This window comes from Streptomyces sp. NPDC007917 (assembly GCF_042959105.1).
GTDB lineage: Bacteria > Actinomycetota > Actinomycetes > Streptomycetales > Streptomycetaceae > Streptomyces.
Genome location: NZ_JBIBKK010000015.1, coordinates 25,946 through 48,363, shown reverse-complemented (window position 1 = coordinate 48,363; position 22,418 = coordinate 25,946). Strand labels below are relative to the sequence as shown.

The window sequence follows — 22,418 nt, the reverse complement described above, 5'->3', positions numbered from 1 at the left end:
CCCGATGACCAGCAGCCTGGAGCGCTATACGGAGCGCCATCACCTCATCTTCGACCTGGTCGTGGCCGGGGTGCTGTTCGGCTTCGTCGTCCTCGGCGCCGCGCTCAGCACGCCGGGCGGCACCTCGCCGACGTCGGGCCCGGCCCTGCTCGTCGCGGGCTTCTCCTGCGCCGCCCTGGTGGGCTGCCGCAGCCACCCGCGCACCGCCGTCGCCGTGACGGCGGTGTGCGTCTCGGCGGCCAGCGCGGTCGGCTATCTGCTCACCCCCCTGTTGCTGGCCCCCGCCATGGCGGCGCTCTACTGGCTGGCGACGCTCACCGAGCGGAAGGTCACCTACGCCTACTGCCTGGCCACCATCGCCGCGCTGGTGACCACGGCGATGATCGCCGACCCCGGCCACCACGCGCTGGTGCTCAAGACCATCGGCCCGGCCGTGTGGCTGCTGCTGCCCGTCGCCGCCGGCCGCGCGGTCCGCATCCGGCGCGCCTATACGGAAGCCGTCATGGAAGCCGCGCAGGCCCGCGCGGAACACGCCGAGCGCACCCGCGAGGAGGAGGCGCGACAGCGGGTGGCCGAGGAGCGTATGCGCATCGCCCGTGAGCTGCACGACGTCGTCGCCCACCACCTGGCGCTGGCCAACGCCCAGGCGGGCACCGCAGCACACCTCGCCCGGAACAACCCCGACCAGGCCCACAAGATCCTCACCGATCTGGCCTCCACCACCTCTTCCGCGCTGCGCGAGCTCAAGGCCACCGTCGGCCTGCTGCGCCGGACGGACGACCCGGACGCGCCCCTGGAACCCAGCCCCGGCCTCGACCGGCTCCCCGAGCTGACCGACGCCTTCGCCTCGGCCGGGCTCCCGGTCACGGTCACCACGCGCGGCGAGCCCCGGCGGCTCTCCCCGGGAGTGGATCTGACCGCGTTCCGGATCGTGCAGGAGGCCCTGACCAACGTCACCAAGCACGCCGCCGCACACGCCGCACAGGTGCGGCTCGGCTACGCCCGCGACCGGCTGACCATCAGCGTCACCGACGACGGAACCGCCGCGGCCGCCGAGGCACCGGCGCCCGGACATGGCTTCGGCCTCATCGGCATGCGCGAACGCGCCCATTCGGTGGGGGGCGCTCTCAGCGCGGGCCACCGCCCGGAAGGCGGCTTCGAGGTCACCGCCGAACTCCCCCTGCACCCCGACGGGCCGGAACCCGCGCCGGACCCGGGGGCGCGGGAGGCCTGAGCGGCCCTTCGGCCGTCTCCCGGGCATTGCGCGCTGGGTCAACGACTGTGCGCTCGCCGTCAATGCCTTCCGACCGGCCCTCCGGCAGACTCGACGCACCCTTCGTCACCTGACCCACCCTGGAGTGACTGCGCGGTGCGGATCGTCTACGCCGACGGCAAGACCGAGCGGGAAATGGAACTGCGCGTCGGCCGGCCGAACGCCACACTGGCCGACCTCGCCGCGGCCCTGGACATCCCGGCCAGCGGACTGAGCATCGACGGCCGGACCGCGCCGCCGGAGACGGGCCTTGGCGAGTCCGGCCTCGCCCATGGATCGCGGGTGGCCCGCGCGGGCTGGGGCTCCGCGGGCGGGCCGCGGGTGGCGGCCGCCGTACTGCGGGTGGTCGGCGGGCTCGAGGCCGGGCGCAGCGTTCCGCTGCGGGTGGGCCGGACGGTCATCGGCCGGGGCGCCGAGGCGGATGTGCGGGTCGTGGCCACGGGGGTGTCACGGCTGCACGCCGCCCTGGAGATCTCGGCCGACGGGCAGGTGCACATCACCGACCTGGACACGGTCAACGGCACCGACGTATGCGGCGAGCGGATCTCCAAGGCCGTCCGGATCCAGCCCGAGGACCTGATTTCGCTCGGTGGCGAGGTGATGGTGCGCGTCCTGCCGCCGGACCGGCTCGGCGCCGTGCAGCGGGTCAACCCGGTCCGGGAGGTGGGGCCCGGTGGCACCCTTCCGTTCAACCGCCCGCCGCGCGGCGGCAGTCCGGGCGAACCGCCGCGGATCGCGGTGCCCGCGCCGCCGCCGAACGCGAACAAGGCCCCGTTCTCCATCTCCAGCATGCTCGGCCCGCTGGTCCTGGCCGGTGCGATCGTCGCCCTCACCCACGACGTCCGCTACGCGGCCATCGCGGCGCTCACCCCCCTGATGTTCGTGGGGAACTTCCTGGAGGAGCGGCTGCGGGGCCGCTTCAGCTTCCGGCGCGGAATGCGGGACCACACCGCCCGGGTCGCGGAGTTCGAGCAGACCGTGGCCGCGCGGCACGCCGCCGAGATCCGTACCCGCCGGGCGGCCCACCCCGACCCCGCGGAGGTGGTCCACCGGGCGACCGCGCCGGGCATCACCCTGTGGGAACGGCGTCCGGGCGCCCCGGACTTCCTCAAAACGGTGGTCGGCACGGCCGACCTGCCCTGGAACCCGCCGCTTGAGACCAGTTCCTCGGGGCCGGCGCCGGAGGTGGCGGACATCGTGGGCGCGCGGTGCGTGCTGCCGCAGGTGCCGGTCGTGGTCGGGGTGTCGGCCGGTGAGGCGGTGGGGTTCGAGGGGGACCGCCGGGCGGCCCTCGCCGTCGCCCGGTCCCTGCTGTGCCAGGCGCTGGTGGGGAGCGGGCCGGCCGATGTGACGCTGGCGGTGTTCGCCGACCCGGAGCGGCTGGCCGACTGGGACTGGACGAAGTGGCTGCCGCACGGCGCGGACCCGCAGTCGGGGACGTCGCGGCTGGTGGCGGTCGGGCCTGAGCAGTCCGACGCGCTGGCCCGCGGCCTGCTGGCCGCGGCGCCGCGGCGTACGGAGGGCGACGCCGGACCGGTGCTGCTGGTGGTCGTGGACGGCGCCACGCTGCTGGAGGGCCGGCCCTGCCCGCTGCGGGACCTGCTCGCCGACCGCACCCTGCGCTGCGGTGCCCTGGTGCTCACCACCCGGCTGCCCGCCCTGTGCACCTCGGTGGTCACCGCCACGGCGGAGGGCCGGGGCCAGGTGCGCGATGTGGCCCCCGACGAGGTGGTGTCGGATGTGCTGCTGGGTGGCATGCCGGTCGACGAGGCGCGCGCCACCGCCAGGGCGCTGGCCCGCTTCGAGGACCCGGAGCTGCGGGTCGAGGGCGCGGGGCTGCCGGACCGTATCTCCCTGCTGCCGCTGCTGGACCTGGCCGCCGTCTCCGGGGCCGAGGTCGGCCAGCGGTGGAAGACGCGGGCCCCGGCCCTGCGGGTGCAGGCCGTGCTCGGGGTCAGCGAGCGGGACCTGTTCACCGTGGACCTCGACGACGACGGGCCGCACGCGCTGATCGCCGGGACCACCGGCTCCGGCAAGAGCGAGCTGCTGCGCACCCTGATCGCGAGCATGGCCACCGACGCCGACCCCGAGCATCTGACCTTCGCGCTGGTCGACTACAAGGGCGGTGGCGCCCTGGACGAGTGCGCCGAACTCCCGCACACCGTCGGCCTGGTCACCGACCTCGACGAGCAGCTGAGCGAGCGCGCCCTGCGCTGCCTGGAGGCCGAGATCCACCACCGCGAGCGACTGCTGCGCGAGGTGGGGCTCGGCCACATCCGCGACTACCAGCGCATGCGCGACAGCGGACGCGGCGATCTCGAGCCGATGCCCCGGCTCGCCGTGGTGATCGACGAGTTCGCGACCCTGGTCAAGGCGTTGCCGGACTTCGTGGATGCGCTGGTCTCCATCGCGCAGCGCGGCCGCAGCCTCGGCGTCCACCTGATCATGGCCACCCAGCGGCCCGCAGGCTCGGTCAACGACGCCATCAAGAACAACGTCAAACTCCGTATCGCGCTGCGTCTGGAGTCCACCCAGGACTCGCAGGACGTCATCGACAGTCCGGCGGCGGCCGGGATCGGCACCCGTCAGTGGGGACGCGCCTACTACCGGCTCAGCGCGCGCGAGGTGCTGCCGGTGCAGACCGCGCTGTCCACCGGCGTCACCCCGCAGGCCGCGGTGACCGCCCCGGTGACGATCGCACCGTTCGTCCTCGGCATGCCGGCCCCGACGGCTGCCACCGACGGCACGGAGGGCGAGACCGACCTGAGGCGGCTGGTCGCGGCCGCCCGCCAGGCCGCCGACCTCTCCGGATTCGCCCCGCCACGGCGGCCGTGGCCCGATCCGCTGCCCGAGGTCCTGCACCGCGCCGACCTCCCCGCGGTCGCCCAGCAGGGCCTGCACACCGAGGCCACCGGCCTGCCCGCCTGGGCGCTCGCCGACGACCCCGACCGGCAGCGGCAGTACGCGGTCGGCTGGGACCCGGCCGCGGGAAACGTCCTGCTCTACGGGGGCGGCGGCGCGGGCACCTCCACCGCCCTGGCCGCGCTCGCCCTGGCCGTCGCCGGCTCCTGTCCGCCCGACCGGCACCACCTGTTCGCCCTCGACCTCGGCGCGGGCGACCTGGCCCCGCTGGCCGCGCTCCCGCACACCGGCGCCCACATCGGATCCGGTGAGCGCGAGCGGCAGATCCGACTGATCAAGCTGCTGCGCCGGGAGCTCGACGAACGCAAGGCCCGCGGCCCGGCCGGCTCCCCGGACTGGCTGGTGCTGCTGGACAACCTCGGCGCCCTGATCGCGGACTTCGACAAGGACGTGGCGGGGATGAACATGATCGACGAGCTCGCCCGCGTCTACGCCGACGGCCCCGCGGTCGGCATCAGGTTCGCGGTCAGCGCCGACCGCCAGGGCGCCGTACCGTCGGCCTGGTCCGCCCTGACCCAGACCAAGCTGCTGCTGCGGCTGGCCGACCCCGGCGAGTACGGGTACTTCGACGTGCCGCGCAACGCGGTCCCCACGTATGTGCCGGGCCGGGCGATCGTGGCCGCCAACCGGCAGGTGATCCAGATCGGCTGGCCGGGCGAGGACCTGGCGGCGGCCGTCACCGAGACCGCCGCCCGGTGGAACGGCGCCCGGCGCAGCGCCCCCGAGGTCGGGCTGCTGCCCACCGACGTCCCCGCCACCGCCCTCACGACGCCGGCCCAGACCGCCACGGACCCCTGGTGGCTCCCGGTCGGCCTGGACTCCGACACCCTCGGCTGCGCCGGACTGCGGCTGTACGAGCGCGAGCACGCCCTGGTCGCCGGCCCGCAGCGGTCCGGCCGCAGCACGGCCCTGTGCACCGTCGCCCGTCTCGTGACGGCCCCGGCGGCGGCAGGTGGCGACGCCCCGATCACGGTCGTCGGCTTCGCCCCGCGCCGCTCCCCCCTGCGGGACCTGCCCGGCCTGGCGGCCCTGGTCACCACGTACGACGACCTCGAACAGACGCTCACGGCCCTGCCCCTCGACCGGCCCGCCCTCCTCTTGGCCGACGACGCCGACACGGTGGAGGACGAACGCGGCTTCCTCGAACAGTGGCTGTCCTTCCCGGCCACCGCCCACCACCTGATCGCCGCCTGCCGCGCCGACACCCTGCGCCGCTCCTACGGCCACTGGACCCAACGCGCCCGCGACAGCCGCTGCGGCATCCTCCTGTGCCCCGACCACGACCTCGACGGCGACCTCCTGGGCACCGAACTGCCCCGCCACGACCGCATGGCGCCCCTGCCGGGCCGCGGCTACCTCGTGGTGGACGGCGTGGCGGCGGGGGTTCAGGTGGCGAACTGACGTGGCTCCACTGTCATATGACGCCTTGCACTGAGTGCACATGGACTGTGCGCCCCAGGTCAATGACACGGGGAAGGCCCGGGACGGAGAATTCATGCGTGAGCCACACAGGGGGAACTGACTGATGCCGCCGAAGTACGACTTCGCCGCCGCGGAGCGGCTCAGTCAGCAGCTTTCCCAGCTCATCCAGAAGCTGGACTCGTTCATTTGGCTGCGCCTGAGCAAGAAAGATTCTCTTCTCGGCGATCAGCACAGTGACAACTGGCAGGGCAAGAAGCGCGACCGTTTCCAAACCGACTTCTTGCGCCAGCATGCGGCGCTCACCGAAGTCAGGAACGCGGCTATCAGGGTCCAGTCACAAGTGACCCAGGCGACGGAGGCGGCGCGCGCCGCCGAGAAGAACAAGCGGTAGGTACGACTGCGACATGACGACTGTGTCCGCGATTCCGGAAAACCTCTTCGCGTATTCCGATGCGTGCGCCAACGGTGCCGAGCAGGTGCAGACCTGGGTACGCAATGTGCTGACTCCCGCGCTCACGGCATACCAAAATGGCGGGGGGTGCGTGAAAGCCATTGACGTGGACGTCGCCAAGCAGCTGGCGACCGCTTATTACACGGACCGGGACGTGAGGACCGTCGGCCAGGCGTTCCTGCAGGCCGGAGGCGTTACCGTACGGGGGCGGAACCAGCCGATCCGCGCCAACGAGAAAGCTGTCAACGCAGCCTTCTCGAAACTGCAGACGGAGGCCGCGCGCCAGCAGGCGGAGGCCGCGCACAAGGTACAGATCAGCGCGGGGGCCGCACTCGCCAAGCGCCTGATGAACGCCAAGCCCACCGAAGTCTCGGGCATCATCAAGGAACTCGCCAAGCACGGCAAGGACCCCTACTTCAGCGCGGGTTTTTACAACAGCCTGGACGAGCAGCACATCGAGACCGCGATGGCGCTCGGAGGCATCCCAGCGCTGGTGAGCGCCTACTCGAGCGGCGTGCTGGACAAGAAGGTCCATGACAGCGTTGCCGCACGGCTCGCCAGACCCATCCAAGATGTCCGCTTCCCCGTGAACCTCCAAGACCACTACATGACCGCGGCCCAGAAGCTTCAGTTCATCAACGCCATCGGCGCCAACCCGGCGGCGGCCCGGAACTTCGCGGACCATCTGACGTCCGGGCAGCTGCGGCAGCTCTTCTACGGCCCCGCGTCAGAGATCCCCGGGCTGCGCGGCAGCCTGACCAAGGCGCTCACCGTGGCCATGTGGCAGCAGTCCGGTCAGCCGCAGGCCCGGGCGCTGATGCACAAGGTCTCGGACGGGCTGTTCGGCGATGGCGCACCGAAACTGACCCACAACCAGATGCAGCAGCTGATCGGCCCGCTGATGGAGTTCTATTCGGCGGGCATCACGCAAAGTCAGGTCCCTCCGCCAGGAGATGACCCCATCGCCCTTCGACGCTGGGCCGAAGGGCTGGGCAGGCAGAACGGCCAGGACCTCGGTCTGTTCCTGAAGGCGGCGAACGAGACCGGTGACGAACACGAGCTGATGAAGAGCATGATCCAGGGCGGCTACGTCAACGTGCTCTTCATGCCGACAGGGGTTCTCGCGCCGGAACTGCTCGTCGGCAATATCGCCTTCACCGCGGGCGTGGGGGCCATGCAGAGCCTGTATTCGTCGGCGGACCCAATGACGGGCCTGCTGGACAAGCTGTTTCCCGGTGGAAGTCATGCGAACACATCCTTGCTCAATGACCGCCTCGCCGTCGGCGGGCTTTCCCTCGCCGTCAGTTCATTGATCTCTCAAGGTCTCGTCCACCCTGTGGGATCGGACGTTCCCGTGAAGTTCGGCAGCGACCCTGCCGCCAACGCCGAGCTCGTCAGAAAGATCATGCTCCATGGGGACGACTACGCCGCGGGCAAGAAGGACTTCCAAGGCCATCAGCCGCCGTCCATCACCGACCTGACACACGGCTACCGGGATCTCGAGCTCGGCGAAGTCAACGACGCACTCGGAAATCCCGACTACGAGCCACCGGAGTAGGCCCCGAGCCGACCCCGGCGCACCCATCACCATCACCAAGAAATACAGGAGAAACACCATGGCAGGCACGGTCAAGGTCGACGACGCGGCACACTCCGCGAGCCGCAAGTTCCTCAGCATCATCGACGGCGGTTTCCAGCAGTCGATCAGCCAGCTCTCCGCCGCCGGGAACATCCTCAGCGACCAGAGCCACTGGGACGGCAAGCACGCCGCCGAGTTCCGCTCCGCCTGGAGCGGCGCCCAGGCCGACCTGAACAAGATCAAGCAGTCCCTGGACGAGTTCCAGCGGAAGTTCGACGCGGTCCTGAAGAACATCTCCACGGCCGGCGGCAACGGCTGACCGCGCCCCAGCGCGTCACAGCAGGAACTCCCTAAGGAAACTCCCATGTCTGAGAGGGACCCGGTCCACCCCTGGACCGGTGAGCTGAGCAGCGCCGACCTCGAACGCCTCGGCGCGGAACCGCTGCGGCGGTCGGACCCAGTGGCGATCGGGCCCTACCGGGTGCTCGCACGCCTGGGTGGCGGGGGGATGGGCCGGCTCTACCTCGGGCGGGAAGCGGGCGTGGAGGGGGAGGCCCCGGCTCCGTACGGGGCCGGGGCGCTGGTGGCCGTCAAGGTCATCCGGCCGGAGCACGCCGAGGACCCGAGGTTCCGGCGCCGCTTCGAGCGCGAGGTCGAGGTCGTACGGCGGGTCCACGGGAAGTACACCGCGGGGCTGCTCGCTTCGGGCTTCGACGAGGAGGAGCGGCTGTGGATGGCGACCGCGTACGTCCCGGGGCCCAGCCTCGACGACACGGTGCGCCGCTTCGGCCCGCTCCCCGCTGCGGTCGTGTGGCGGCTGGCGGGCGAGATCGGGGAGGCGCTTGCCACGCTCGCCGCCGCCGGGATCGTCCACCGCGATCTCAAGCCGTCCAACGTCCTGCTGGGCGCGGACGGGGCGCGGGTCATCGACTTCGGGGTCGCCCACACCACTGACGCCAGCGTGCTCACCATGACGGGTCAGCATGTGGGCACCCCGGCGTTCATGTCCCCCGAGCAGGCCGACGGCCGGGAGGCGGGCACCGCTTCCGACGTCTTCTCGCTCGGCTCGGTGCTGGCGCACGCGGCGACCGGCAGAACGCCGTTCGGCGAGGGGTCGACGGCCGATGTCATCCACCGCGTGGTCTACTCGCCGCCGAGCGCGGATGTGCTCGCCAAGGTGACGGAGGCCGATCCGGCCCTGGCCGAGTTGATCGGCCGGTGTCTGGACAAGAGCGCGGAGGCGCGGCCGAGCCCGCAGGAGGTCGTCGACACGGCGCGGCAGCACACACCGGCCCCGAACTGGCCGGCGTCGCTCGCGGAGCTGATCGGGGCCCGCTCCGAGTGGAGCGGGCTCGCCGCCGCGGTGTCGCCGATGGATCAGCTGACGATCCTCCGCCGCGGCGCGCCGGAGCGTACGCTCAAGCCGGCACCGCCCAAGAGCCGCCGTGGCCTGGCGTGGGCCGCGGCCGCGGCGGTCGTCGCCGTGGCCGTCGGAGTGGTGGCCTTCGTCGTACCGGGGACGGGCTCGTCGGACGACGGCAAGAAGGAGGTCGCCGCGACGGCGTCGAAGTCCGCACACCACCCGCGGACGTCGAAGTCACCCGCGGCGAAGCACTCGCCGAAGGCGTCGCCGAGCGCGACGTCCGCCCCCGCGGACCCTTCGGGCGGTGGCGGCGGTGACGGTGGCGGTGGGGGCGGCGGGTCCGAGGAGAGCCAGGCCCCTCCCGAGCAGAAGCAGCCGAGCGTCACCATCACCATCACCCAGGTCCCGCCCGCGCAGACGCATACGCAGACGCCGCCGAAGACCCCGGCGCCGAAGCCGTGGAAGTCCTGCCAGTACTACTCCGGCACCGCGCTCACCATGCAGGGCAGCAGGGGGCCTGCCGTACGCCAGGTGCAGTGCATTCTCAAGGCCCGCAAGTACGACATCGGACCCCACGGCATCGACGGGCAGTTCGGCCCCGACACCAAGGCAGCGGTCGTAGCCTTTCAGAAGCGTCACAACCTCAATCCCGACGGCAAAGTGGGAGAGGACACCTGGCCGACGCTCCGCGCCTGAGCACAACCGCCATCGAACACTACGGCTGAGCCGGCGGTCCCCCGCCGGCTCAGCCACAGCGCCACTGACGACCGCTCCCGTTACCGGCCCCCCACGGGCACACCCTCGCGCCTGCGGTACTCGCCGGGTGTGATCCCGTACTCCTTCTTGAAGGCCCGGTTGAACACCGCCGCGTCCTGGAAGCCCCACCGCGCCCGGATCACCGCCATGCTCTGCCCCGCCAGACACGGGTTGGTCAGATCGGCCCGGCAGCGCTCCAGCCGCCGCTCCCGGACGAAGCCGCCCACCGTCTGCTCGTCCTGCCGGAACAAGTGGTGCAGATAGCGGACCGAGATGTGGTGTGCCGCCGCGATCGTCGTCGGCGACAGGTCGGGATCGCCGAGACTGCGGTCGATGTACGTCTTGATCTCCCCCAGGAGCGCCACCTGCCGCGGCAGCCCCGCCGCGTCGTCGTGTACGTCGGTCAAGCTGCTGAGAAACGCGACCGTCAGGTCGACCGCCGCGCGCCCCACCCAGGTCGCCTGCGGGACCTCCACCGCCACGGCCGGTTCGGCCAGCCCCTCCAGGAACCGCGCGAGGAGGGCCGCCGGGCCCGCCTCCGAGGGCACCGGCCGTGCCACCATGCCGCGCAGCACGTGGTGCGACAGCGACAGCGCGGTGCCCGGCAGATGCAGGACCAGCGCCCGGGGCGGTCTCGCCCGGTCGGCCGCCGCCGCGTGGAACGGCTCCCAGGGGTCCCACAGCACCAGTTGACCGGGGTCCAGACGGGTGGCGCCGGGCCCCCGGCCCAGCATCAGCGGCCCGTCGGCCACCAGAACCAGCAGCCACTCCCGCGGCTCGCCGCCCCGGACGGGCCGGCCGGTGTGCGGCGGGCTCGGTGCGGCCGGCGGAGACAGCGCGGGAAAACGCAGCACGGACATCCGCACCGGCCCCAACTCCAGCTCGGCGCGGTGCCCGGGCCGGCCACGGTCGCTTGTCGAGATGGCAGTCGCCGTCGGCTGCCGTGAGCACAAGAGCGATTGCAATGTAATGGTGTACCTTTCCCCTATTTTGTCCCGCCCGCTGCGGCACGCTCGGCGGCCCGCCAGGGCACTCGGTCGAGGGGGCCGTGGGCACCGGGCCCCGGTGTGCGCCGGGCGATGTGCCGCAGGGGCGCGGCAGGCGCGGCATGAACACGGCGCACCGAAGGGGCGCGCCGACACCATTGCCTGCTCAACGAGTCTGCCGAGGCGGTGCGGGGCCTGTCCTTAGCACTGGGCGCCAGCCGCTGAGCGCTGGACGCCAATTGGGTCGCTCACCCGGCTACCGCTGGGTAAGGACGCCTCCCGGTCGAAGGCTGGAAGGTGCCCCCGGCCCCCTGGGCGAGGTGCCGGAAGTCCTTGGGCGCCATGCCGTACGCGGCACGGAAGGCACGGGTGAAATCGGCCGGCCGGCGAAACCCCCAGCGGGCGGCGATCGCATGGATGGGCCGCGTACGCAGCGCCGGATCGGCCAGCTCGCGGCGGGCCCGCTCCAGCCGTTGGTGACGGATGTAGGCGGAGGCCGTGGTGTTCTGGTGACGGAAGAGACGGTGCAGGGAGCGGACGGAGATGTGCTGGGCCGCCGCGATCCGCTCCAGGCTCAGCTCTGGGTCGGACAGGTGCTGGTGGATGTAGCCGCGGACGCGCATGGCCAGGGCGTGCTGAAAGGTCTCCGGCTGCGCTTGGGTGCCCCGCCGCTGGGCGAGCAGGGCGGCCGCCAGGTCGAGCACGATGACGCCCAGCCGTGCGGAGTCCGACGGCCCGTAGGGCGTGGAGTCGGTGACCAGGCCGGTGAGGAACTGGACGAGCAGAGCGCCCATTCCGGCTCGCCCCGGTAACCTCATCGCGACCTGCCGGTCGGCGAGGCCGCCGGATATCGGCAGCAGCGCCCGCGGAATCAGTACCTCCGCCGCCGAGACCGTGCCGTCCGCCGCGTCCAGTTGGCCCCGATAGGGGTGCGAACTGCCCACCAGCACCAGATCACCCCGCCCGACCAGGATCTCCTGGTCGTCCTGCACGACCCCCATGCGCCCCGACAGCGGCACCGAGAGGTAGTAGATCTCGGGATCGGACTGCCGGATCAGCGCCGGAGTCCGGGCGGACTCCAAAGGCGGGCACGAGAAGACGGAAACCTGGACGACGCCGAGGTCCAGCACCCGCAGGGTGCCGTGGAAGTCGGCCGCGTGTTCCGTCCGGATGACATGGGGCGAGTGACTCGCGAACGCCAGATCGCGCCAACTCTCGAACCGCTCCGCGACCGGCAGATCATCACTCCGGAATAATGTCTCGATCACTCTCCGTACCTCCCCCGCAGGCCCTGCTGAGTCGGGCCGTCGTGTGTCTGACGACTGACGGCCTGGTTCCGACTCATGGCGAGTCTGAACGGCGAGCGAGTTGTTGCGCAGCCCCGATTCGCCGCGCGCAACAATCCTGACCTCGGCCGATCACGCCGAAGAGTGGCCGGTACCCTCATCCGGAATGCCATGAGGTCGTGGGACGGGGGTGACTGCGCGTGGGGCTCGGGGATTTCGTTCCGGACGGCGTCGAGGACTGGGTCGAGGACCGGGTCGAGGACGTCGGCGGGGCCATCGATGTCGCGGGGGACTGGACGGCGGACCGGCTGGATGACGTCGGCTGGAACAGCGGTGCGGACTGGGTGCGGGACAAGTCCGATTCGGCGGCGAACGCGCTGGGGGCGGATGTCGATGAGATGCAGCTGGGGGAGAGCGAGGATGCCAAGAAGCTGATCCATGGCAGTCCGTCCAAACTGCGCTCGACGGCCGGCCATCTCACGGACTTCAAGACCGCGTTCAACAACGTGGGCAAGGGGCTGCAGGGGCTGGGTTCGCGGTCGTTGAAGGGGAAGGCGGCGGATGCCTTCCGGGAGAGCGTGTCGGTCGAGCCGAGGAAGTGGTTCACGGCGGCGGACGCGTGTGAGAAGGCGTCGGGGGCGCTGGAGCGGTTCGCGGGGACGGTGGAGTGGGCGCAGGGTCAGGCCCAGGAGGCGATCCGGCGCTACAAGAAGGGCAAGAAGGCCTCCGAGGACGCCCGCTCGGCGCACAACGACAAGGTGGGTGCGTACAACAAGGCGGTGGACGCGTACAACGCCCTGCCTGAGGACAAGCGGGACCCGTCCTCGCTGCCGGACAAGCCGGGTGCCTTCCATGACCCGGGGACGGCGGACATCAAGGCCGCTGAAGAGTTGTTGGCGGAGGCGCGGCGGCAGCGGAACGAGGCGCATGGGGTGGCCAAGACGGCGGTGGAGACGGCGCGGGACGCCGCCCCGAAGAAGCCGTCGTATGCCCAGCAGGTGGGCGACGGGCTGGAAGGGCTGTCCCTGGACACCAGCCATTTCCTGGGTGGGGTGGTCAAGGGGACAGCGGGGCTGGTCAATTTCGCCCGGCAGGTGAACCCGCTGGACCTGTACAACATCACCCACCCCGCCGAATACGTCACCAACCTCAACAACACCGCTGCTGGTCTGGTGCGGATGGCCAATGACCCGGGCGCGGCGCTCAAGGGCATGTGGGACGCCTTCCAGAAGGACCCGTCGGAGGGTCTTGGCCGTCTGGTGCCGGAGTTGATCGGGACGAAGGGGCTGGGGGGTGCGAAGGCGGCGGTCACGGCTGCCGAGCGGCTGCCCGCCACGGTCGCCAGGACCGAGCGGTCGGGGTTGCAGACGCTGGCCAAGGACGGTCCGGCCCCCCACGCCACGCCGGATGCGGCGCGGACCGCCGGGGGCACGGATCCCGTGGACCTGGCGTCGGGGCGGATGTACCTGCCGCAACAGGACGTGGTGCTGCCAGGGGCCCTGCCGCTGGTGTTCGTACGCCGGGTCGAGTCGGGGTATCGGGCGGGCCGGTGGTTCGGGCCGTCGTGGTCGAGCACGGCCGATCAGCGGCTGGAGATCGGTGCGCGGGGTGTGGTGTTCGTCGCCGAGGACGGGCTGCTGCTGTCGTATCCCCACCCGGCCCCCGGCCTGCCGACGCTGCCGGAGCTGGGCCCCAGGTGGCCGCTGGAGCGCACCGTGGAGGGCGACTACACGCTCACCGACCCGGACACCGGGCGCACCCGGTACTTCACCGGACCGCGGGGCGGGGGCGACGGCGAGGCGCCGCTGGCCGAGATCAGCGACCGCAACGGCCACCGCCTGACTTTCGAATACGACGCCCAAGGCGCCCCCACCGGGATCGTCCACAGCGGCGGCTACCACCTCGACATCGCCACCGACAACGGCCGCATCACCGCCCTCCACCTCGCGGGCGCCGCACCCGACGGCACCGACCAGGAACTCATCCGCTACGCCTATACGGACGGCAACCTCACCGACGTCACCAACTCCTCCGGGCTGCCACTGCGCTTCGAGTACGACGCCGAGCGGCGGATCATCGCGTGGATCGACACCAACGGCCGCCGCTACGACTACGTCTACGACCACAGCGACCGAGTCATCGCCGAGGGCGGCACCGAAGGACACATCTCGGTGCGTATCGACTACGGCCCCACGGACGAGCGGACCGGCCACCGGGTCACCACCGTCACCACACCCGAAGGCCACGCCACTCGCTACCTGGTCAACGACCGCTGTCAGGTCATCGCCGTCACAGACGCCGTCGGCAATGCGGTCCGCACCCGGCGGGACCGCTACGGCCGCGCCCTGTCCCGCACCGACGCCCTGGGCCGGACCACCCGTTTCGGCTACGACCCGGCCGGCCGGCTGACCTCCATAACCACCCCCGACGGACATCAGCGGACCGCCACATACAACGCCCTCGGCCTGCCGGTGGAGGTCGTCCATCCGGACGGGGCCACTTGGCGCTACGCATACGACGAGCGCGGCAACCGCACCACGGTCACTGATCCGTTGGGCAACACCACTCGCTACGCCTATGACGACCACGGCCATCTGACCTCGGTCACCAACGCGCTCGGCGACACCACCCGGGTGCGCTGCGACGCGGCCGGGCTCCCCGTCGAGATCACCGACCCGCTGGGCGCGGCCACCACCTACCACCGCGACGCCTTCGGCCGCCCCACCACCATCACCGACCCGCTCGGCGCCACCACCCACCTGCAGTGGACGGTGGAAGGCAAGCTGCTCCGGCGCACCGCCCCCGACGGCACCCAGCAGACCTGGACCTACGACGGCGAAGGCAACCTCACCGCCCACACGGACGCGAGCGGCGGCCTGACCCGTTACGAGTACACCCACTTCGACCTGCTGGCCGCCCAGACCGGCCCCGACGGAACCCGCCACGAGTTCACACACGACACCCAGCTGCGCCTCACCCAGGTCACCAATCCACAGGACCTCACCTGGACCTACACCTACGACCCAGTCGGCCGGCTGCTCACCGAGACGGACTTCGACAGCCGCACCCTCACCTATGAGTACGATGCGGCGGGCCAACTGGTCTCCCGCGCCAACCCGCTGGGCCAGACAGTCTCCCTCGAACGCGACGAGTGCGGCCGGGTGGTGCGCAAGGACGCCGATGGCCGGATCACCACCTTCACCTACGACCCGGCGGGGCGGCTGACGGAGGCCGTCGGCCCCGAGGTGTCGGCGGTGTTCAGGCGGGACCGGATGGGCCGGGTGACGACCGAGATGGTCGACGGCCGGATTCTGACCCACGCCTACGACGCGCTGGGCCGCCCCGTGCGCCGCACCACCCCGTCCGGCGCGAAGTCCACGTTCGCCTACGATGCGGCGGGCCGCCGCACCACGCTGACCACCTGCGGCCACACCCTCGACTTCACGTATGACGCGGCAGGCCGGGAAACCGCCCGCCGACTTGGGCCCAACGCCGCACTCGCGCAGATCTGGGACCCGGCCGGACGGCTGTCCGAACAGACCCTGACCACCGGCCCGGCGGACGACATCGCCCAGCACCGCGCCTACACCTACCGCCCCGACGGCCACCTGACCGCCATCGACGACCAGTTGCGCGGACCCCGCGCCTTCGACCTGGACGACGCGGGCCGAGTCACCACCGTCCGCGCCCAGGGCTGGACCGAGAGCTACGCCTACGACGAGGTGGGCAACCAGACCCACGCCACCTGGCCCGACAGACACCCCGGCACCGACACCACCGGCCCCCGTGCGTATACCGGCACCCGCATCACCCGTGCCGGACGCGTCCGCTACGAACACGACGCCGCAGGCCGCCTCACCCTCCGCCGGAGAACCCGGCTGTCCGCCAAGCCCGACACCTGGCGCTACACCTGGGACGCGGAGAACCGCCTCACCGCCCTCACCACCCCCGACGGCACCCACTGGCGCTACCTCTACGACCCCCTCGGCCGCCGCATCGCCAAACAACGCCTCGCCGGCGACGGCGAAACGGTCCTCGAACAAGTCGACTTCACCTGGGGCGGCCACACCCTCGTCGAACAGACCACCACCGCACCGGACCTCCCTGATCCGGTGACCCTGACCTGGCATCACGAGGGTGTTCGGCCGGTGGCGCAAACCGAGCGCATCACCGACGCCACCAGCCGGCGTGAGATCGACCGCCGGTTCTTCGCCATCGTCACCGACCTCGTCGGCACCCCCACCGAACTCGTCGACGAGTCCGGCGACATCGCCTGGCGGACCCGCACCGCCCTCTGGGGCACCACGACGTGGGGCCGCGGCAGCACCACGTACACCCCCCTGCGCTTCCCCGGCCAGTACTTCGACCCCGAAAGCGGCCTCCACTACAACCACCACCGCTACTACGACCCCGAGACCGCCCGCTACACCACGCCCGACCCCCTCGGCCTCACCCCAGCCCCCAACCCGGCCGCCTACGTCCCCAACCCCCACCTCTATATCGACCCCCTGGGGCTCTCCCCCTGCACCATCCCCAGAGGCGCCGAGACCCGTAGCCCGAATTCCGGCGGCTGGGCCGAACCGAGTTCGGCGGATGACGTGGGTGAATTCGCGCAGGACTTCAACGTGTTCGGCCGCCCGGACAACGAAAGGGTGTTCGCCGGTCATGGCGGTATTCGAGCGGGCGACACCAGCATGGCCACGGTGCCCGAGGGCACGAGTGTCGCCACATACAGCAGGCACGGCGAGGACATCACCAACGAGCTGGGCAGCATGATCGAAGAAGCCAACCCCACCCCGACCAGGGTCTACGGGCCGGGAGAGCAGTTGCCGGACTACTCGCTGTTCCCGCCGGGACGTTGGGGTACCTCTCCCACGAGTACGGCCGTAACCGAAGAGACCCGTCTTTCCCAACTGCTCCAGCCGAACATGGGCCGGGTACACTGGGCCGCTTGCCGCTCGATCATCTGAGAACCAGGAGTCCACTGCGGTGACCCACTACGCGGACCTGTCCCCCTACGCGTACCCGGCAGGATCGGTCCCCGAGGGAGTCGAGGCGGTGAATGTCGGGTGGCTGGAGCCGGGCGAGGAATTCCCCCGGGGCGCGGTTCCGGAGCAATTCGTCCATGCCCTTGCGCTGCTGTGCCGGGACGACCCTCAGATGATGATGCGCGGGTGGCACCGCTGTGGCCTCCCGCACCCGGGTGGAGAAGTGGCGTATCCGGTGGTCATTCACGTCGGCCAGGACCGGGTGCCCCTCGGCGACGCCGAGGTGCGGGTGGTAGGCCGTGACGGCAGGTGGCTGGTCGCGCCCAACCTCGTCCACCACTACGTCACGGCCCACTCCTACCGCCCGCCGGAGGAGTTCATCGAGGCGGTCATGGCCCGGAGGACCGCCGTACCGCGAGTCTGACGCGGCCGGGTCGGCTCAGCAGCGCCGGGGCTTGGTCCAGGAGCACTCCAGGTCGGTGGCCCCGGCCCGCTTCGGTACGGCACTCGGCCGGACAGCAGTGGTCCGGTCCGCCCCGGACTTCGCGAGCGTCACCACGATCGCGTCCTCCAGGCCCTTCACGGACGGGGCGAGGAAGTTGTTGAGGACGACGCTGTAGACCAGCTCCCTGCCGTCCGCGTCCGTGACATACCCCGACAGCGCGGAGGCGCCGGTCAGCGAGCCCGTCTTGCCGCGCGCGTTGCGCGCCGCCGGGGTGCCGCACATCCGGGAGCGCAGGGTGCCGCCCACGAACCGGTCCGGGGCGCAGGCCACCGGCAGCGAGGCGTACCAGTCGGCGTACCAGGGCTCGTCGCGCACCGACAGCAGCAGTTCGGCCAGGCGCCCGGCCGCGATGTTGTCCATCCGGGACAGCCCGGAGCCGTCGACCTGGCGCGCCGAGCCGATGTCCACGCCCTGCTTCTTCAGCCAGCCGGAGACGGCGGCGAGGCCCGCGCTCCAGGTGCCGCGGCCCGCCGTCTCGTAGCCGATGGTCTTGGTGAGCACTTCGGCGTGGATGTTGTTGGACAGCTTCATGAAGGGGATGAGCAGCTGCTTGAGCGGCATCGACTGGTGCGAGGCGAGCGACCGCGCGTCCGGCGGGGTGGCCCGCCCGAGGCGGGTGGCTCCGGTGACGTGGACGCCGTGGCGGGCCAGCGCGTCGGCGAACACCGAGGTGGCGTAGCCGGTGGGCTCCCAGACGCTGACCCACTCCTTGGCCGGGCCGCTTCCCGCGGGGACGGCGCCGCTGACGGTGATGGTGTTGGAGCCGTGCTGCCGCTCGACGGAGAGGGTGGAGCCGCTGCCGGTGGCGGCGGTGGTGGCGCGGTTGTCGATGCGGATGTAGCCCGTCTTCGGTGTGAGCGTCACCTTCGGCTTCTCGCCCGGCGCCGCGCCGGGGGCCGTCTCGACGATGACGCTGCCCGCGTCGTAGTCGGTGTCGGGGGCGAGGGTCAGCGGGGAGATCTGGGCCGCGTAATAGGAGGACTCGTCGTCGGCGGCCCAGGAGCGGCCGACGCGCTGGGTGTCGAACCGGGTGTCGTCGGCGATCAGCCGTCCGGTGACCCGGGTGATCCCGGACTCGGCGAGCCGCGCGGCGAGCCGGTCGTAGTCCGCGGCGAGCATCGTCGGGTCGCCGGTGCCCCGCAGATACAGATCGCCCCGCAGCACCTGCCCCCGGCGGCTGCCGTCGGTGAGCACGTCGGTCCGGTACGTGTAGTCGGGGCCGAGCAGCCCCATGGCGGCGGCCGAGGTGAACAGTTTGGTGTTGGAGGCGGGCATCAGCCGGTCGTCGGGGTGGTGCTGGTAGAGGACGGCGCCGGAGTCGGCGTCGGCGACCACCACCCCCGCCGCGCCGCCCTCCAGCAGCGGGTCGGCGAGGATGGTGTCGAGGGCGGTGTCGAGGCCGGTGCCGAGGCCGGCGCGGGAGGTGTCCGCACCGGCCGGTGAGCTCCAGCTGAGGGTGGCGACGAGGCCGATGACAAGGGGCCAGATCCAGGCGCGCGTACGGCGGTTCACGTGATCCGCAGGTCTACTCATGCCACCGCAGGATCCCGTACGGCGGCCCTCCGCGACAGAGGGCGATGCGCGGGCGCAAGGACTACCGGGGCCGGGCGCCGGCGGGCGGGGGTGCGTGACCGGGGCCGTCGGCCGGCGCGCTGCCCAGCAGAAAGGCGCCCACCGGGATCTCGGTGTGTGCGGCGAGGCCGAAGGCGCGCGCCGGGGTCCCGCTGTCCCCGCCGCCCAGCGCGCAGCCCGACAGCCCCATCGCGGTGGCGACGAGGGAGAGGGTCTGGAGCAGGACGCCGGTGTTCTTCAGGGTCAGGGCGTAGGAGTGCGCCGCGTACTTCCACGACAGCCGCTTGCGGTCCGCGCGGGCTGCCTGGCCCGGGTCCGGGTCCGGGTGGCGGAGGGGGATCGTACGTCCCGTGGGGGGCCGGATGACGGGCGGGGGCGGTGGTTCGGTATCGCGCAGGGGGAAGACCGGCCCGTACAGGCGGTCGCGCGGGCCGGCCCTGGCACCGTCGTAGGCGAGCAGTTCGTGGAAGCTCCAGCCGGACGGGAGGTCAGCCGTGTGCCCGGTGTCAGCGCTGCGCTCGGCGGTGTGCCCGGCGGCATCGGCGGCGGGGTGCAGGCAACCGGGCCGAGTGAGCCGTGGAGCCGTCCGCCGCCGCCCGGTTGCCGGGGGCCGGCCCGGCACGGGCGGATCAGGTGGACAGACCGAGCTTGCGGCGCAGCCCCTCCGCCTTGGACTCGGTGTCGCGGGCGGCGCGGGCCCGCAGGGCCCGGAGGTAGTTCTCGCGTGTCCGCATGATGTGCGACTTGAGGATCTCTTCGAGCTCGTCCATCCGGCCGGCGGCGAAGATCTCGGCGATCCGCCGGTGTTCGTCGAAGGAGCGCGCCGGTTCCGTGGCGGCCAGGAAGGTGAGGTGGACGCGGAGGGCCGAGACGCGGGCCAGGCTCATCTGGTAGGCGTCGCTCAGATAGCGGTTGCCGCACTGGGCGAAGAACGCCTCGTGGAAAGCCGTGTCGGCGGTGTTGTAGGCCTTGGTGTCGTTGCCCGCCAGGGCCTCGGTCATGGTGGCGACGGCCGCGCGCATGGTGGCGAGGGCGGCGTCCGGGTTGCGCTCGAGGGCCAGCTGCGCGGCCCGGATCTCCAGGGTGGTGCGGTACTCGCACAGCTCGAAGATCTCGTCCTCGGTGGGCTGGAAGACATAGGTGCCCGACTTCGGCACGATCTCGACCAGCCCCTGGAGCTGCAGCATGCGCAGCGCCTCGCGGACCGGGGTGCGGCTCACACCGAGGGCGGAGGCGAGAGCGTCCTCGGAAAGGGCCTCGCCCAGGTCGAAGTCGCCGTCGACGATCGCGGCGCGGAGCCGCCGTGCCACGTCGGAGGCCAGCGACGAGGACCGTCTGCCGCTCGTCGTGCGTGCCATGCCCCTCCCAGCGATCGCTGCCACTCCGTCCGGCGGATATCCCAAACGCTACCGTATCGCCGGATCCGGCCCGCCCAGCGGCGTCGCGGGGTGGACATCGTGGTTGACCAGGTAGGTGGGCAGCCGCCCCTGGGCGACCTCCACCACGTTGCGGGCCGTCTTCGTACGGATCTCGATCTCGGAGTCCTCCGAGTACCAGGCGGTGTGCGGGGAGAGGACCACGTTCTCGCACCGCGTCAGCGGGCTGTCGGGCCCGAGCGGTTCGTGTGCGAAGACGTCCAGACCGGCGCCCGCGATGCGTCCGGTCCGCACCGCCTCGATCAGCGCGGCCTCGTCCACGACCGGTCCGCGCGCCGTGTTGACCAGGCAGGCGGTGGGCTTCATGGCGGCGAACTGCGCGCGCCCGATCAGGCCCTCGGTCTCCGCGGTGAGCGGGGCGTGTACGGACACCACGTCGGACGTTCGGCAGAGGGTGTCGAGGTCCACGAGCCGTACGCCGAGCGCCGCCGCGCGGGAGGGGTCGGCGAACGGGTCGTGGGCGAGGACCGTCATCCCGAAGCCGGCCATCTTCTCGGCGAGCAGCCGCGGGATACGGCCGAACCCGACCAGCCCCAGCGTGCGTCCGCGCAGCCGGCGCAGCGGTGCCGCGACGGTGTAGTCCCAGGCGCCGCGGCGGACCGCGGCGTCGTAGCGGTGCAGCCCGCGGGCGAGGGTGAGGATCAGCGCGGCGGCGTGGTCGGACACCTCCTCCAGGGAGCCGTCCGGCACATTGGCGACGACGATGCCCGCCTCGGTCGCGGCCGGGACATCGATGGTGTTGAGCCCGATGCCGTAGCGGGAGATCACCCGGCAGCGGGCGAGGCCGCGGATCACCTTGGCCGTGACGGGCGCGTACTGGTTGATCAGGGCGTCGGCGTCGGCGCAGAGCTCGATCAGCTCGTCCTCGGTGCCGGCCTGTGCCGGTACGAGGGTGAGTCCCGCCGCTTCCAGGACCTGGCGTTCGGGCTCCAGGTCGGCGAACTCGTAGTCGGTCACGACCACCTTGAAGGTGGCGGCCTGGGACACGGGGGTTTGGGACACGGCTGCTCTCAGTTCCCGAAGCGGTGGTCGAGGTCCTGGTGGAAGCCGAGGTCGACGAGGTCGCAGAACTCGGCGTAGGTGTGCTGGGCCGGGCCGCCCGCGGGGGTGCCGGCCGCCCGCAGGTGGTCCAGCGCGTCGGCGACCGCGCGGGTGGCGGTGAACAGCGCCGTGACCGCGTAGAACACCATCGAGAACCCCATCTCGGCCAGGTCGCCGGCGGTCAGCCGGGTCGTCTCGTTGCCGTCCACGATGGAGACGACCTTGGGTCCCGCGACGGCCTTCGCGACCGCCTCCACCTCCTCGATCCGCTTCATGCCGTCGACGAACACCAGGTCGGCGCCGGCGTCCTGGTAGCGGCGGGCGCGGCGTACCGCCTCCTCGATCCCGGCGGCGGGCAGTGCGTCGGTGCGCCCGATGACCAGCAGGTCGTCCGCGCCCCGGGCATCGACGGCGCAGGCGAGCCGCGCGGCGCTCTCGTCCACCGGCATCAGCCGGATGCCGCTCATCTGGCCGCACCGCTTGGGGGCCACCTGGTCCTCGAGGTGGATCGCCGCCACCCCGGCCTGGATGTACTCGCGCACCGTGCGGTGGATGTTGGACGGGCCGCCGTATCCGGTGTCCGCGTCCGCGATGACCGGAATGGCCACCGCGCGGGTCATGTTGCGGGCGTGTTCGGTCATCTCGGTCTGGCTGAGCAGTCCGATGTCGGGCGTGCCGAGTCGGCTGGCCGTGGCCCCGAAACCCGTCATGTAGACGGCCGGGAAACCGGCGGCCTGGACGAGGCGGGCGGTGATGGAGTCGGGCGCGCCGGGGGCCTGGACGATGCCGGGGCCGTCCAGGAGGGACGCGAGTGAGGTGGCGGCTGACAAGTCGGCTC

At 71.8% G+C, this 22,418-nt stretch carries 15 protein-coding genes; 8 read left to right on the top strand and 7 right to left on the bottom strand.

What is annotated here, in order from left to right:
- Window positions 1-4: 4 nt before the first annotated feature.
- The 6 genes from ACFZDL_RS28085 (at window position 5) to ACFZDL_RS28060 (ending at window position 9,706) form a co-directional block, all read left to right on the top strand.
- Window positions 5-1,234, top strand: coding sequence for a sensor histidine kinase (locus tag ACFZDL_RS28085; protein ID WP_353591897.1), 1,230 nt, complete (start codon window positions 5-7; stop codon window positions 1,232-1,234).
- A gap of 135 nt (window positions 1,235-1,369) precedes the next feature.
- A complete protein-coding gene (locus ACFZDL_RS28080; protein ID WP_353591898.1) occupies window positions 1,370-5,596 on the top strand; it encodes an FtsK/SpoIIIE domain-containing protein in 4,227 nt (1,408 codons plus the stop codon).
- 124 nt (window positions 5,597-5,720) lie between these two features.
- Complete coding sequence (locus tag ACFZDL_RS28075) at window positions 5,721-6,008, top strand: hypothetical protein (RefSeq protein WP_353591899.1); 288 nt, start codon at window positions 5,721-5,723, stop codon at window positions 6,006-6,008.
- Window positions 6,009-6,021: 13 nt separating this feature from the next.
- On the top strand, window positions 6,022-7,626 hold the full coding sequence (locus ACFZDL_RS28070) for a hypothetical protein (RefSeq protein WP_353591900.1): 1,605 nt from the start codon (window positions 6,022-6,024) through the stop codon (window positions 7,624-7,626).
- 58 nt (window positions 7,627-7,684) lie between these two features.
- A complete protein-coding gene (locus tag ACFZDL_RS28065) occupies window positions 7,685-7,966 on the top strand; it encodes a hypothetical protein (protein ID WP_353591901.1) in 282 nt (93 codons plus the stop codon).
- A gap of 45 nt (window positions 7,967-8,011) precedes the next feature.
- On the top strand, window positions 8,012-9,706 hold the full coding sequence (locus tag ACFZDL_RS28060; protein ID WP_353591902.1) for a serine/threonine-protein kinase: 1,695 nt from the start codon (window positions 8,012-8,014) through the stop codon (window positions 9,704-9,706).
- An 80-nt stretch (window positions 9,707-9,786) separates the two neighbouring features.
- On the opposite strand, the gene ACFZDL_RS28055 is transcribed toward ACFZDL_RS28060, so the two are convergent.
- Window positions 9,787-10,626, bottom strand: coding sequence for a helix-turn-helix domain-containing protein (locus ACFZDL_RS28055; RefSeq protein ID WP_353591922.1), 840 nt, complete (start codon window positions 10,624-10,626; stop codon window positions 9,787-9,789).
- Window positions 10,627-11,000: 374 nt separating this feature from the next.
- Window positions 11,001-12,020 carry a helix-turn-helix domain-containing protein gene (locus ACFZDL_RS28050; protein WP_353591903.1) on the bottom strand — a complete coding sequence of 340 codons (1,020 nt, stop codon included), beginning with the start codon at window positions 12,018-12,020 and terminating at the stop codon, window positions 11,001-11,003.
- A 218-nt stretch (window positions 12,021-12,238) separates the two neighbouring features.
- Here ACFZDL_RS28050 and ACFZDL_RS28045 point away from each other — a divergent pair, with 218 nt between their 5' ends.
- Window positions 12,239-17,008, top strand: a complete 4,770-nt coding sequence (locus ACFZDL_RS28045) for a putative T7SS-secreted protein (protein WP_391192713.1) — start codon at window positions 12,239-12,241, stop codon at window positions 17,006-17,008.
- A gap of 19 nt (window positions 17,009-17,027) precedes the next feature.
- The gene (locus ACFZDL_RS28040; RefSeq protein WP_353591382.1) at window positions 17,028-17,450 is read left to right on the top strand and encodes a hypothetical protein; all 423 of its coding nucleotides are present in this window, start codon (window positions 17,028-17,030) and stop codon (window positions 17,448-17,450) included.
- 15 nt (window positions 17,451-17,465) lie between these two features.
- Here ACFZDL_RS28040 and dacB read toward each other — a convergent pair whose 3' ends face one another.
- The 5 genes from dacB to ACFZDL_RS28015 all read right to left on the bottom strand — a co-directional run bounded on the left by dacB (window position 17,466) and on the right by ACFZDL_RS28015 (window position 22,410).
- Complete coding sequence (gene dacB / locus ACFZDL_RS28035; RefSeq protein ID WP_353591383.1) at window positions 17,466-19,064, bottom strand: D-alanyl-D-alanine carboxypeptidase/D-alanyl-D-alanine-endopeptidase; 1,599 nt, start codon at window positions 19,062-19,064, stop codon at window positions 17,466-17,468.
- A gap of 61 nt (window positions 19,065-19,125) precedes the next feature.
- Window positions 19,126-19,725: a nitroreductase family protein gene (locus tag ACFZDL_RS28030; protein ID WP_353591384.1), complete on the bottom strand. Its 600-nt coding sequence runs from the start codon at window positions 19,723-19,725 to the stop codon at window positions 19,126-19,128.
- A 7-nt stretch (window positions 19,726-19,732) separates the two neighbouring features.
- On the bottom strand, window positions 19,733-20,461 hold the full coding sequence (locus ACFZDL_RS28025) for a GntR family transcriptional regulator (RefSeq protein WP_353591385.1): 729 nt from the start codon (window positions 20,459-20,461) through the stop codon (window positions 19,733-19,735).
- A 48-nt stretch (window positions 20,462-20,509) separates the two neighbouring features.
- On the bottom strand, window positions 20,510-21,541 hold the full coding sequence (locus ACFZDL_RS28020; RefSeq protein WP_353591386.1) for a C-terminal binding protein: 1,032 nt from the start codon (window positions 21,539-21,541) through the stop codon (window positions 20,510-20,512).
- 8 nt (window positions 21,542-21,549) lie between these two features.
- Complete coding sequence (locus ACFZDL_RS28015) at window positions 21,550-22,410, bottom strand: isocitrate lyase/PEP mutase family protein (protein WP_353591387.1); 861 nt, start codon at window positions 22,408-22,410, stop codon at window positions 21,550-21,552.
- Between the last annotated feature and the right edge of the window lie 8 nt (window positions 22,411-22,418).